The 13,860-nt window shown below is 66.2% G+C and carries 9 protein-coding genes; 5 read left to right on the top strand and 4 right to left on the bottom strand.

What is annotated here, in order from left to right; all coding sequences use genetic code 11:
• Positions 1 to 15 precede the first annotated feature (15 nt).
• Together tatB and tatC are read left to right on the top strand one after the other, a co-directional pair.
• Positions 16 to 630 carry a Sec-independent protein translocase protein TatB gene (tatB, locus tag FHT09_RS12880; RefSeq protein WP_047130546.1) on the top strand — a complete coding sequence of 205 codons (615 nt, stop codon included), beginning with the start codon at positions 16 to 18 and terminating at the stop codon, positions 628 to 630.
• A complete protein-coding gene (tatC, locus tag FHT09_RS12875; protein WP_016904254.1) occupies positions 627 to 1,364 on the top strand; it encodes a twin-arginine translocase subunit TatC in 738 nt (245 codons plus the stop codon). The genes tatB and tatC overlap by 4 nt, the downstream gene beginning before the upstream one ends.
• Positions 1,365 to 1,551: 187 nt before the next feature.
• Here the strand turns inward: tatC and FHT09_RS12870 are convergent, their stop codons facing one another.
• From FHT09_RS12870 to FHT09_RS12860, 3 genes are all read right to left on the bottom strand, one after another.
• A complete protein-coding gene (locus FHT09_RS12870) occupies positions 1,552 to 2,451 on the bottom strand; it encodes a BPSS1780 family membrane protein (protein ID WP_047130547.1) in 900 nt (299 codons plus the stop codon).
• A 45-nt stretch (positions 2,452 to 2,496) separates the two neighbouring features.
• Positions 2,497 to 3,261 (bottom strand): glutamine amidotransferase, encoded by a 765-nt coding sequence (locus FHT09_RS12865; RefSeq protein ID WP_047130548.1) that lies wholly within the window; start codon positions 3,259 to 3,261, stop codon positions 2,497 to 2,499.
• Between the two features lie 522 nt (positions 3,262 to 3,783).
• Complete coding sequence (locus FHT09_RS12860; RefSeq protein WP_104607329.1) at positions 3,784 to 5,598, bottom strand: GspE/PulE family protein; 1,815 nt, start codon at positions 5,596 to 5,598, stop codon at positions 3,784 to 3,786.
• 90 nt (positions 5,599 to 5,688) lie between these two features.
• On the opposite strand from FHT09_RS12860, the gene glyQ reads away from it, so the two are divergent.
• The 3 genes from glyQ (at position 5,689) to FHT09_RS12845 (ending at position 10,721) form a co-directional block, all read left to right on the top strand.
• Positions 5,689 to 6,597: a glycine--tRNA ligase subunit alpha gene (gene glyQ / locus FHT09_RS12855; protein ID WP_047130550.1), complete on the top strand. Its 909-nt coding sequence runs from the start codon at positions 5,689 to 5,691 to the stop codon at positions 6,595 to 6,597.
• A 297-nt stretch (positions 6,598 to 6,894) separates the two neighbouring features.
• Positions 6,895 to 9,132 (top strand): glycine--tRNA ligase subunit beta, encoded by a 2,238-nt coding sequence (glyS, locus tag FHT09_RS12850; RefSeq protein WP_104607330.1) that lies wholly within the window; start codon positions 6,895 to 6,897, stop codon positions 9,130 to 9,132.
• Entirely contained in the window at positions 9,132 to 10,721 is a 1,590-nt protein-coding gene (locus FHT09_RS12845) for a sulfotransferase (RefSeq protein WP_104607331.1), read from the top strand. Before glyS ends, FHT09_RS12845 begins: the two co-directional genes overlap by 1 nt.
• A 222-nt stretch (positions 10,722 to 10,943) precedes the next feature.
• Here the strand turns inward: FHT09_RS12845 and FHT09_RS12840 are convergent, their stop codons facing one another.
• Positions 10,944 to 13,634 carry a TonB-dependent receptor gene (locus FHT09_RS12840; RefSeq protein WP_181141460.1) on the bottom strand — a complete coding sequence of 897 codons (2,691 nt, stop codon included), beginning with the start codon at positions 13,632 to 13,634 and terminating at the stop codon, positions 10,944 to 10,946.
• Positions 13,635 to 13,860 lie beyond the last annotated feature (226 nt).

Genomic DNA, 13,860 nt, shown 5'->3' with positions numbered 1-13,860 from the left:
TCCGGAGCGGCGTCGGTGTTTGACATAGGTGTTGGCGAACTGACGCTGATTGCGATCGTCGCCCTGGTGGTGCTCGGTCCCGAGCGCCTGCCCAAGGCGGCCCGGTTTGCCGGACTGTGGGTGCGCCGCGCGCGCATGCAGTGGGATTCGGTCAAGCAGGAACTGGAGCGCGAGCTGGAAGCCGAAGAGCTCAAGCGTAGCCTGCAGGATGTGCAGGCCTCGCTGCGCGAAGCCGAAGACCAGCTGCGCAACAAGCAGCAGCATCTGGAGCAGGGCGCCCGCGCGCTGCACGACGAGGTCGGGCGCGATATCGATATCCGCAGCCCGGCCACACCGGTGGCGACGCCGCTGGAGCTGGCGCATGCGGATCTGTCTGCCGGGGCGACCGCCGCGTCGGCAGGAGGTGGCGCGGACGCGCCGGAATCTGCGGCGCCGGTCATTGCCCAGGCCCAGCCGATTGCGCCGGCACCGCATCAAACGGTGGTACCGGCCCCGCACGACACCGTGGTGCCGGCCCCGCATGCCGCGCATACCACCAGCGCACAGACACCGGTGAGCGCGACGCCGATCGAGCCGGGCACCGCGACGCCGCTGGCCGCGCCGGGCAAGATCCAGGAGAAACCGCCGTGAGCCTGTTCGACGACGCACAGGCCGAAAGCAGTCTGATCGAGCATCTGGTCGAATTGCGTGCGCGCCTGGTGCGCGCCCTGATCGGCCTGGGCGTGGTGCTGCTGGCGTTGCTGCCATTTTCGCGGGCGATCTATTCGTGGCTGGCCGCGCCGCTGATTTCGCAGCTGCCGCTGGGGCAGACGATGATCGCGATGAATCCGGCCGGCGCGTTCTTCGCACCGCTCAAGCTGACCTTCTTCGTGGCGGTGTTCGTCAGTGTGCCGTGGCTGCTGTACCAGGCCTGGGCCTTCGTGGCGCCGGGCCTGTACCAGCGCGAAAAGAAACTCGCATTCCCCTTGCTGGCCTCGGCGGTGGCGCTGTTCTACATCGGCTGCGCATTCGCGTATTTCCTGGTGTTGCCGGCGGTGTTCCACTTTTTGACCACGTTCAAGCCGGACGTGATCGCCATTACCCCGGACGCCAATTCGTACCTGGATTTCGTGCTGGCGATCTTCTTCGCCTTCGGTGCGAGTTTCGAACTGCCGGTGGCGCTGGTGATCCTGGTGCTGCTGGGCTGGGTCAGCCCCAAGCAGCTGAGCGAAGGCCGCGGCTATGCCATCGTCGGCATCTTCATCCTGGCCGCGGTGCTCACCCCGCCGGACGTGGTCTCGCAGCTGATGCTGGCCATCCCGATGTGCCTGCTCTACGAGCTGGGCATCATCGCCTCGCGTGCGGTGGGGCCCAAGCCCGCCTAGCGCCTTGGCTGCAGGCGCGCGCCGACATGCATGCAGGTGCGCAACCCGGCATCGCCCCGGACGCAATCACCCACGTAGGAGCGCACCCGGGCGCGACTGGGCTTTCCCGAGGAAGGCTTCGTCGCGCCCAGGTGCGCTCCTACGGAGCGAGGGCCTGCGGCGGCAACCACATCCCCGGTCAATACGATCAGGCCGCGAACACGTCCGGGCGCGAGGGCGGGGCCGGCCGGGCGACGGCGCCGTCGTGGCTGAACATCTGCTTCCAGGCGGCGTAGACCGAGCCGGCGAACACCGGCATCAGCACCGCCATCAGCAGCAGCTGGGCCAGCCACATCGCCACGGTCTGGCCGGCCACCAGGCCGACGATCAGCGCCACGATCATCACCGCGAAATAGATCGCGAAGATGGCGATGAAGGCCAGCACGAAGAACACCAGCATCGCCGGCAGGTTGTGCAGGCTGGCGCGCAGGCTCTCGCGCAGCGCATGACCGCCGGTACTGCGGTCGAACATCACCTGCGGCGGCATCACGAACAGTGCCAGCGTCATCGCCGCGAAGGTGGCGATGGTCAGCAGCAGCCACAGCAGGATGCGGCCGGCCGGCAGGCTGGCGGCCAATTGCTCGATCTGCACCGGGTCCGGCTGCGCGCCGGACTGGCTGATCTGGTTGATCTTGATCATCACCTCGGACAACTGCTGCAGCCCGCTGGCGCCGATCATCACCAGCAACAGCACGCCCAGCAGCAGGCCGGCGATCAGCTGCGGCAGCAGCGACACCAGCAGATGCGGCGCGCGGCCGTCCTGCAGGCCGTGCAGCAGATGCGACGGCTTGGCGATGCGGCCTTCGTCGACCTCGCGGATCGCCCACAGCAGGCCGCCCATGAACAGCGGGCCGGCCAGCACCAGCAGGAACTGCAGGGCTGGGCCCAGCAGCGGCACCAGCACCGACAGCGACACCACCAGGGTGGCCGCCACGCTCCAGATCACCCCCAGCGAGCCAAGCGCCAGCGGCGCCCGCTTCAACAGCGAGAAACCGGTCAACAGCCATTCTGCGCCGGCAGACGCCGGCACCTTGCGGATTTCGCTCATTCCCATTCCGGATCGATACGCACCGGACCATCCGGCGTAGCGCGATTATCGCTGCTTTTGCGTGTGTGCGGCGGGATGAGCGTTCACTGTTTGCAGGCCGCGTGCGTGATGCACGAACCGGCGAAGCAGCTTGCGGGCGATCGGCGCGGCGGTGACCTCGCGGGCCACCGTGCGGGCGCAGTGCCCGTGGCGGGCGATGCACTCGGCGCGCGCCTGCACATAGCCGCGCATGTGGTGGGTGGCGAACTCGGGGTGGAACTGCACGCCCCAGGTGGCCTGCCCCCAGCGGAAGGCATGGCAGCGGTCCTGCCGCGAATGCGCCAGCACGATGGCCCCGTCCGGGGCGCGCACCACCGTCTGCAGATGCGTGGCATGCGCCGGGAAGTGCGCCGGCAAGCCGGCAAACAACGGGTCCTGCTCGGCTGGCGGGTGCAATTCCAGCGCGATGGTGCCGGACTCGCGCCCGGCCGGGTTGTAGTCGACTTCGCCACCCAGCGCGTGCGCCAGCAGCTGGTGCCCGTAGCAGATGCCCAGCAGTGGCATGCCCTGGTGGGCGGCATCGCGCAGCCATGCGGCACTGCGCTCGCTCCAGTCGGCACGGTCGGTGACGTAGGCGGCCGAGCCGCTGACGATGGTGCCGGCAAAGCCGCCGCGGTCGGGCAGGCGGCCGCCGTTGGCGACGTCGATGGCGACGGTCTCATGCTCGGCCAGCCCGGCCGCGACGCGGATCCAGTGCCGAAAACGGCCGTATCGCTTCATCTCCGGCACGGGATGCCCGGTTTCGATGATCAGGAACGGCAGGGCGGACATGCGGACGAAGATCCAGCAGCGACGGATGCGCCCGATTGTAGGCAGCACCGGCCGGTTTTTTTCAATTGGCGTGCCAACGCATGCAGCTAAGGTTATGCCGAATGGCTATGTGCTGATGGCTGGGGCTGGCTAGCTGCGCTGTGTAGATGTAAGAGCAGTGATGGCTGAGATGGTTTGTGCCATGTCGGTTCCCGACTCGGTTGCCGCGGTGATCGTGCGCCGCTGATCTGTACTCGGCCGTGCCGTGTAGTTGGTCAATGGTGATGCCTGGTCCCTGCCAATGGCGGCATGTGCGTGCCGACGTACCCTCATCCGCCCGTCGGGCACCTTCTCCCGGTGGGAGAAGGGAGCAAACGGTGGGAGAGCTGGGCGCCTTTCCCGCGGGGCGAGCGGGCACGGCTTGCGCGCCACTGGCGCGCGTGCCTTGGAGCGCCCGCGTCGCAGACGCGCGCCGGGGCGCGGAGCGGGGGTTGGGATGAGGGTCGCCTGTGCCGACAACCGTGCAAGCCCCAGGCGATCGGCCTAGTCCCGCGGCGGCAACACCGACAACACCTCTTCCACCGTGGTCAGCCCGGCGGCGACCTTCTCCAGGCCGGTGCGCCGCAGCGTACGCAAGCCCTCGCCACGCGCGGCGTGGCTGAAGCTGGCCAGGTCGGTGTCGGCGCGGATCAGGCTGCGCAGGCGCGGGTTCACCGGCAGCAACTCGTACAGGCCGACACGGCCCAGATAGCCGGTGCGGCGGCATTCCAGGCAGCCGACCGGCGCGTGCACATTCAGCACCTCCGGCAGCGCTTCGCCCGGCTCGCGGATCGCCGCCCACTCATCGTCGCTGAGCGTGTGCGGGCGCTTGCAGTGCACGCACAGGGTGCGTACCAGCCGCTGCGCCAGCACCCCGTTGAGCGTGGACGCCACCAGGTAATGCGGCACGCCCAGGTCCAGCAGACGGGTGATCGCCGAGGCGGCGTCGTTGGTGTGCAGCGTGGACAGCACCAGATGCCCGGTCAGCGAGGCCTGCACCGCCATCTGCGCGGTCTCCAGGTCGCGGATTTCGCCGATCATGATGATGTCCGGGTCCTGGCGCAGCAACGTGCGCACGCCGCTGGCAAAATCCAGGTCGATGTTCTGCTGCACCTGCATCTGGTTGAACTCGGGCGCGATCATTTCGATCGGGTCTTCCACGCTGCACACGTTCACATCCGGCGTGGCCAGACGCTTGAGCGTGGAATACAGCGTGGTGGTCTTGCCCGAACCGGTCGGGCCGGTGACCAGCACGATGCCGTGCGGGCGCTCGACCAGCGCGCTCCAGCCGGCGGCCTCTTCCGGGCTGAAGCCGAGCTGCTCGATGCTCTTGAACGCCGAATCCGGGTCAAAGATGCGCATCACGCACTTCTCGCCGAACGCGGTGGGCATCGTGGACAGGCGCATTTCCACCTCGCGCCCGCCCGGCGAACGGGTCTTGATGCGGCCGTCCTGCGGGCGGCGGCGTTCGGCCAGGTCCATGCGGCCGAGCACCTTGATGCGGCTGACCACCGCGGTCATCACCGATGGCGGCACTTCCAGCACCCTGTGCAGCACCCCGTCGATGCGGAAGCGCATGCGCCCGGCCTCGCGACGCGGCTCCAGATGGATGTCGCTGGCGCGCTGTTCGTAGGCGTACTGCAGCAGCCAGTCGACGATATGCACGATGTGGTGGTCGTCGGCATTGACGTCGCCGGCGCGGCCCAGTTCCACCAGCTGCTCGAAACTGGGCAGGCCGGTGCCCGGTTCGGCGCTGCGCACATCGCCGCGCGCGCCGCGCACCGACTGGGTCACCCCAAAGAACTCCATCGTGTAGCGATGCAGGTCCAGCGGGTTGATCAGTGCCAGCTCGATGCGACGCCGGCTCAGATGCTGCACGTCGGCCAGCCATTCCAGCGCCAGCGGCTCGCTGGTGGCGATCAGCACGCGCTCGGCATCCAGCGCCAGGGGCAGAATGCGGTGGCGGCGCGCATACGCATGCGAGACCACACCGGTGACCGCGGCCACATCGATGCGGGTGGGATCGATGCGCAGATAGCGCAGGCCGGTGCGGGTGGCCAGCCATTCGGTCAGCCGTTCCAGCCCGAGTTCGCCGGCCGGCGGCTGAGCGGCATGCAATTTGAGGTTGGCCAGCAGCACCAGCGGATGCACCTCGCTGGCATTGCGCACGCCGGCGGCGGAGAACTGCACGCGCTCGTGTTCGTGCGGCACCACCATGCCATCGGCGAGCAACGCGGCAGCCACCGGGTCGAACATCAACCGGCCGCGCGGCAGGATCGCTACCGTACCCTCTGGATCGGCCGTACGCCGCTGTTCCATGTTCGATGTTCCCCTGCAGCGGTGCTCCGCGGCAAAGCGCTGCGGGCCGGCCGGTATACTAGCGCACCCCTTCCGCACGGCCTTTGCTGCATGTCCGATTCCCGGCGCGTTCCAATCACTTTCCAGGGCCTGATCCAGACCCTCAACCAGTACTGGGCCGAGCAAGGCTGTGTGCTGATCCAGCCGCTGGACCTGGAAGTGGGCGCAGGCACGTTCCATCCGGCCACCTTCCTGCGCGCGCTGGGACCGGAGCCGTGGAATGCGGCCTACGTGCAGCCCTCGCGCCGCCCCACCGACGGCCGCTACGGCGAAAACCCCAACCGCCTGCAGCGCTATTACCAGTACCAGGTGGCGATGAAGCCCAACCCGGACAACATCCAGGACCTGTACCTGGGGTCGCTCAAGGCCCTGGGCATCGATCCGCTGGTGCATGACCTGCGCTTTGTCGAGGACAACTGGGAATCGCCGACGCTCGGTGCCTGGGGCCTGGGCTGGGAAGTCTGGCTCAACGGCATGGAAGTCACCCAGTTCACCTACTTCCAGCAGGCTGGCGGACTGGAATGCAAGCCGGTGCTTGGCGAGATCACCTACGGGCTGGAACGGCTGTGCATGTACCTGCAGAGCTGCGACAACGTCTACGACCTGGTGTGGACCTACGGCCCGGACGGCACGCCGGTGAGCTACGGCGATGTCTACCACCAGAACGAGGTGGAGCACAGCGCCTACAACTTCGAGCATGCCAATGTGGCCGAGCTGTTCCATCGCTTCGATGCCTGCGAAGCCGAAGCCAGGCACCTGGTCGAGGTCGGCCTGCCGCTGCCGGCCTACGAGCAGGTCACCAAGGCCAGCCATGCGTTCAACCTGCTGGATGCGCGCCGCGCGATCAGCGTGACCGAACGCCAGCGTTACATCCTGCGCGTGCGTGCGCTGGCGCAGGGCGTGGCGCAAGCGTATTACGCACAACGCGAGAAGCTGGGCTTTCCCGGAGTAAAGAAGTAACTCAAAGCCCCTCTCCCCCCTGGAGAGGAGCTGGGGTGAGGGTACGGAGGCGCAGCCCTCCTGCACCCAAACTCCACAGGCGTCGCCGGTACCCTCATCCGCCCCTTCGGGGCACCTTCCTCCCGGTGGGAGAAGGGACCCGCAAGCCCCTCTCCCCTCGGGAAAGGGATTGGGGTGAGGGGACGAGGCGCAGCCCTCCTGCACCCAGACTCCCCAGAGCTTCGCCCGTACCCTCATCCGCCCCCTCGGGGCACCTTTTCCCGACCGGAGAAGGGAACACGTAAAGGTCCACGTCTTATGAGCGAACAACTTCCCCTGCTGATCGAACTGGGTACCGAAGAGCTGCCGGTCAAGGCGCTGCCGGGTCTGGCGCAGGCTTTCTTCGATGGCGTGCTGCACGGTCTGGAAAAGCGCGGCGTCGCGGTCACCCGTGGCGATGCCAAGCCGCTGTCCACGCCGCGCCGCCTGGCGGTGCTGCTGCCGGGCGTGGCCACCGAGCAACCCGAGCAGCGCTCGGAAGTGCTGGGGCCGTATCTCAACATCGCGCTGGATGCCGAGGGCAAGCCGACCAAGGCGCTGGCCGGTTTCGCGGCCAAGGCCGGGATCGACTGGACCGCGCTGGAGCGCACCAGCGACGCCAAGGGCGAGCGCTTCGTGCACCGCGCGGTGACGCCGGGCGCGCGCACCACCGACCTGCTGCCCGACATTCTGCGCGAGGCGATCGCCGCGATGCCGATCCCCAAGCCGATGCGCTGGGGCGCGCACGAATACGCCTTTGCGCGGCCGGTGCAGTGGCTGGTGCTGCTGTTCGGCGACAGCGTGGTTCCGGCCGAGCTGCTGGGCGTGCGCGGCGATCGCCTCAGCCGCGGGCACCGTTTCATGCATCAGGGCGAGGTATCGCTGGCGGCACCGGGCGATTACGTCGAGACCTTGCGCGCGGCGCATGTGCTGGTGGATGCGGACGCACGCCGTGCGCGCATCGTTGAAGAGGTCGAAGCCGCCGCCAGGCAGGCCGGCGGCAGTGCGCGCATCAGCGACGACAACCTGGAGCAGGTGGTCAACCTGGTCGAATGGCCGTCGGCGGTGCTGTGCAGTTTCGAGCGCGACTTCCTGGCGGTGCCGCAGGAAGCGCTGATCGAAACCATGGAGATCAACCAGAAGTTCTTCCCGGTGCTGGACGACGGCGGCAAGCTGACCGAGCAGTTCATCGGCATTGCCAATATCGCCTCCAAGGACGTGGCCGAAGTCGCCAAGGGCTACGAGCGGGTGATCCGTCCGCGTTTTGCCGATGCCAAGTTCTTCTTCGACGAAGACCTCAAGCAGGGCCTGGAGGCGATGGGCGCCGGTCTGGCCAGCGTCACCTATCAGGCCAAGCTGGGCACGGTGGCCGACAAGGTCGCGCGCGTGGCGGCGCTGGCCGAGGCGATTGCGCCGCAGGTCGGTGCCGATCCGGCGCAGGCGCGTCGCGCCGCGGACTTGGCGAAGAACGACCTGCAGTCGCGCATGGTCAACGAATTCCCGGAGCTGCAGGGCATTGCCGGGCGCCATTACGCCAAGGCTGCCGACGAGCCCAGCGAGATTGCGCTGGCGATCGACGAGGCCTACCAGCCGCGCTTTGCCGGCGACGACATCGCACTGTCGCCATTGGGCAAAGTGCTGGCGATTGCCGAGCGGCTGGATACCCTGGCCGGTGGTTTTGCGGCCGGGCTGAAGCCGACCGGCAACAAGGATCCGTTTGCGTTGCGGCGTAATGCGTTGGGGTTGGCGCGGACGGTGATTGAGTCGGGGTTTGACTTATCACTACTTGATTTGATCAAGAAAGCAGTGGGTTTGGTTAATTCCGCTTTGGCCTCGTCGCAAGCTAGTAAACAGCAAACTGCGGCTGAAGCCGCCAAGACCCACGGCGTCAATGTCGCAGAGCGTCAAGGCGGCGGACTATGGGTGCCAAATGTAGAGGCGACTACAGCAGAAATTTTTGACTTCATCCTCGACCGCCTACGCGGCTACTACGCAGACAAGGGCGTGCCTGCCACGCACTTCAATGCGGTTGCCGCCTTGTTCTCGGTCGCGCCCGAAGGCGCTCCTGCAGCGCTCGGCGTAGGAGCGCACCTGGGCGCGACCCACGGCTCCCTCTACGACTTCGACCGCCGCATCGACGCGATCGGCATCTTCGCCACGCTGCCCGAAGCCGAAGCCCTGGCCGCAGCCAACAAGCGCATCCGCAACATCCTGCGCAAGGTTGAAGGCGAGATCCCCGGCGATATCGACACCAGCCTGCTGCGCGAACCGGCCGAGGAGGCCCTGGCCGAAGCGGTGGAAGCGGCCATCGGCGATACCGGCGATGCGCTGCACCGGCACGACTACGTCGCCGTGCTCGCACGCCTGGCGCGGTTGCGCCCGCAGGTGGACGCGTTCTTCGACGGGGTAATGGTCAACGCCGAGGACGCGCAACTGCGCGCCAATCGCCTGGCCCTACTGAAAAAGCTCGGCGACCGCCTCGGCAGCGTCGCCGCCATCGAGCATCTGTCCAGCTGATGGCCGCGTCCGCCGGCGCGGTGCACTGGCAGACCGCGCAGGCCGCGTTGGCACGCCGCGACCTGGGTGTGGCGGCGTCTGCGTTGCAGGCGCTGCTGGACGTGGAGCCGGCGCACGTGTCGGCCCGCGTGCTGCTGGCCGGCACCGTGCTGGCCAATGGCAGGATGCGCGAGGCGGTTGTGCAGCTGCGGCTGGCGGCAGGTGATCTGGGCGACGACGTGGCGATGCGTTGCCGCGTGGCGCAGGCCTTGTTGCGTGTCGGCGAGCATCGCGCACTGCATGCCTTGCTGCGGCATTCATCGGTGACGCAGTGCCAGGACGGCGCGACCTTGGCCTTGCTCGCGCACGTGCATCAATCGCTGGGCGAACATGTCGACGCACTGGCGATGATGCAGCGTGCGCAGGCGTGCGGATTCGATGGGCCGGATTTCCGTTTCTTTCTTGCGGTGCAGTTGCAGTTCAATGGTCGCCTCGACGAAGCGGCGCAGGCGCTGGAACATGCGCTGGCGCACACGCCCAGCTATGGCCGCGCGGCGTTGACGCGTGCGCGCCTGCGCCGGCAGAGCGCCAGCAGCAACCATGTCGCGCAACTGCGTCGGCAGTTGCAGCTCGCCAAGCCCGACAGCGAAGATCGCGCCGGGCTGGCGTTCGCGCTGTACAAGGAGCTGGAAGACCTTGGCCAGACCGAGGCCGCCTGGGACGCGCTACAGCATGGCAACGCGGTGATGCATGCACGCCTGCGTCACGATGCCGACGCCGAGGCTGCGTTGTACGCGCAGCTGGGTGCGTTGGCCGACCAGGGCCTGTTCGCCGCGCAGCAAGCCGCTGCCGCGCACGGCCCGCAACCGATCTTCGTGCTCGGTTTGCCGCGCTCGGGCACCACGGTGCTGGAGCGGATGCTGGGCAATCATTCTCAGGTGGTGTCGGCTGGCGAGTTGAGCGACTTCGGCCATCAACTGCGTTGGGGCGCCGATCAGGCCGGTCGTAGCCTGCTGGATGCGCATCTGCTGCAGGCGCTGCCGACGCTGGACTACGCGCAGATCGGCGCGCGTTACCTGGAACAGACGCAATGGCGGGCCGGATCGGCACGCTGGTACATCGACAAGTTACCGGCCAACGCAGTGGCGATCGGCGCGATCGCGCGCGCCCTGCCGGGGGCATCGATCGTGCATCTGGTACGCGAGCCGATGGCGGTGTGCTTCTCCAATTACCGCGCGCTGTTCGGCGACTCCTACGCCTACAGCTACGACCTGCACACGTTGGCGCGCCACTATCAGGCCTATCATGGCTTGATGGCGCAGTGGCGCGCGGCATTACCGGGCCGGGTGATCGATGTGGACTATGCGCAGATGGTGCGCGATCCATCCACGGTGTTGCAGCAGTTGATGGAGCGCTGTGGGCTGCAGATCGAGCCCGGGCAGAGCGATATCACCCGCAATGCGGCCGCATCGGCCACGCTGAGCAGCGTGCAGGTGCGCGAAGGCGTGCATGGGCGCAACGTGGAAGAGTGGCGGCGCTATGCCACGCAGCTGGAACCGCTGCGGCAGGCCTTGTTGCATGCCGGCCTGATCCAGACCGACGCACGCTGACAACGGCCAGCGGAACGACGCGGGCACGCCGCCGCGACGCATGCAGTGTGCCCGCAAGCGAAGTGCCTGCGTATCGCCCGCTTCGTCTGCGCATCTTTTCGGCCACTCCAAGCTCGCCTACTCGCGGCAGCGCGGACCCCGAGCGCTCGATCCAAAATCCTTGTCCTGGAAATGCCGGCGGCAGCCCCATGGCTGCCGCCGGCAGATACCGCCTGTGCTGACTCAGTGTGCGCCGAAACGCCAGTTGAGCTCCAGCATGTAGGACCGCCCGTAACCGGTGTAGTTGAAGATGTTGTAGTACGGATAGCTGGTGTAGGTGCGGTCGCGCGGTGGCCGGGTGTCGGCCAGGTTGTTGACCGTGGCGGTCAGCGAGATATCGTCGTTGACCGCATAGTCCAGCGTGGCATTGAGCGTGGTCCACGCACCGACCTTGCGTGCACCTTCCACCGCATAGCCATCGGTGCTCTGCTGTGCGGTGAAGTTGGGCGTACGTCCGTAACGCTGGCCGAACAAGGTGGTGGTCCACGCATCCTTCTGCCAGGTGATCGAGGCATTGGTGATGCTGCGGAACTCGGAAGAGAAGAATGGCTCGCTCAGCAGGTCGCGCACCGGGTCTTGCGGGAACTGCTGACTTTCATGCTTGAGCGTCAGGTTGTATTGCGCGTCGAACACAAACAGGCCCCAGGCGTCGGTAGCGAGGTTGTAGGTCGCCTTGGTCAGCACGCCGGAGATTTCCTCGTTGGAAATATTGACCGGATTGATCCGGATGTTGCTCAGGCGATTGGGTACCGGCGCATCGGCGGCCGTGCGATCGATGCGCGACAGCACGTCGACGCAGGTCGGCGAGTTGATATCCAGCGCGCCGAGCCGGCAGGCCGATTCGTTCTGCAGCAAGGCATCGGTGCTCAGGTCGCTGACCTTGTCATCGATCTTGATGTTGTAGTAATCGGCATTGACGCTGAAGCTTGCGCTCGGCGACCACACCACGCCGGCGCCCCAGGACTTTGCGGTGATCGACTTCAGATCCGCATTGCCGGACCGACGGCCCTGGATGCTGGTGCCGGCATAGGTGCAGTCGGCGATCGGCACGTTGGGTTCTTCGAGTACGCAACGGTAGTAATCGTTGACGCCCTGGAAGAAACCGCTGTCGCCGGCGAACGAGAACGCCATGTCCGGTGCCTTGAACGCGGTGGCGTAGTTGCCGCGGAACAGCAGCGAAGCGATCGGACGGAATTCCAGCGCGGCCTTGTAGGTGAACTTGGAATCGCCGCCGCCGCCCTGGTTCTTGTAGTCGTCGTAACGGCCCGACAGATTGGCGGTCAAGGTGCTCAAGATCGGCACCCGCATCTCGAAGGCCGCCGCCCAGTTCTCGCGCTTGCCGCTGCCCTGGGTGCCGGTCAGCTGGTAGAAGTCGCCGGCGATCACGCGTGGGTCGGTCGGGTTGGTCCAGTACTGATTACCGGCCTGTACCACAGCGGCGACGCCGACCGCACCGGCCGGCAGGTTGAACAACTCGGTGTTGGTCAGCTGCAGGTTGACGTTCTGGGTCCAGGTCCGGGACTTGGTGCGGATTTCGTCGTTGAAGCTGCGATACTGCGCCGGCGTCAAGGCGCGATAGAAGTTGGCATCGTTGGGCGAATAGATCGGGTAGCCGTAGTACTCGCCCTGCGGAGCGCCAAGGAACTGTTCGCGGAAGAAATCTTCGATGCGGTCGGCCAGCGGCCACTGCTGACGGCTTTCGATGCGATATTCCGAGCGTGCGTAGTAGGCATCGTAGGTCCAGTTGCTGGCACCCAGGCCGCCTTTCAGGCCAAGCGCGATGTTGTAGGAATCGGCAGTCTGGCGGTCGTTGTTGAAGTTTTGATTGCCGGTTTCTTCCGGCGCAAAGATGCGTTGATAGCTTTCGAGCTGCTGGCTGTCCTGATTGTAGAAATAACCGCCGGTATCGGACGAGGTCTGCCAGAAGCGGGGTCCACTATTGACCTCGACCTTGGTGCGATTGAGCAGCACGGTCGAGTACAGCTCGACGTTGTCGTTGAAGGCATAGCTCAGGTTGGCATAGCCGCTGGCGCTGCGTTCCTTGTTGAGGATGCTGGCGTAGCCCGGCTCGGTGCGACTGCTGCAGAAATTGCCGCGGTTGGCACGGTTGTCGTACTGCACCGAGCCATTGAACAGCGGTCCCAATGCGGCGCAGTTTTCGGCGCCCGGGTCGATATAGGTGGTTGGCAGGTTATGCAAGGCAATGCGTGAGCCGTAACGCAGGGTCGGGTCCGGATTGTCGCTGGTGGAATCGAAATCGCGGCGCTGGTAGCCGTAGATCGGATCCTGATTGTTGAGCTGCAGGCCCCACACGATGTTGGCTCCACCGATCTCGTTGCCGCCGGTGAGCTGAAAGCGCTGGTTGTTGCCGCCACCACCGTCGTAGGTGCCCATGCGGTAATTCATCTGCACGCCGTCCATGCGCTTTTTCAGAATGATGTTGACCACACCGGCGATTGCGCTGGAGCCGTAGATCGAGGACTGGTTGCCCGGCGCCACGTCGATGCGTTCGACCATGCCCACCGGCACGCTGGCCAGGTCGACGAAATTGCTCTGACCGTTGTAGAGCAGCGGGTAATCGGCCATCGGCCGGCCGTCGATCAGCACCAGGGTGAAGCCGGGATCCAGGCCGAGCAGGCTCAGCGATTTGGCGCCGGCGGTGAAGCCGCCACTGAACTGGCCATCCTGAACCGAGCCGGTGGCCATCGGTTGCGAGCGCAGCACGTCGTAGACGTCCTTGAAGCCGCGGCGCTGGATGTCCTGGGCGGTAATTGAAAACACCGGTGTCGCGGTTTCGACCTGGGACCGGGGGATTAACGACCCTGTCACCGTGACCTTGTCCAGTTGAGTCACTTCACCTGAATCCTGTGCCATCGCAAGCGATGGCATGGTCAGGGCGGTGCACACGGCGGTGACCAGCAAATGACGCTTCATGAAACGCACCTCTCTCTCCAAAGGTATGAACGGGCGCGCGGCAATTGGGGGGCCACACGCAATGGGTGTCAACGAAACGTTAACAACGTGCCGACTGTACCGAGTTCTGTCCGATGCCGTATAGGCGTGCTTCTTCAGTTTTTTTGGCCCTTCACGCCCAGGCTAG

It is taken from the genome of Xanthomonas sp. CFBP 8152 (assembly GCF_014199025.1).
Classification (GTDB): domain Bacteria; phylum Pseudomonadota; class Gammaproteobacteria; order Xanthomonadales; family Xanthomonadaceae; genus Xanthomonas; species Xanthomonas arboricola_B.
The sequence above is the reverse complement of the archived record's forward strand: the minus strand, read 5'-3'. Positions and strand labels throughout refer to the sequence as shown.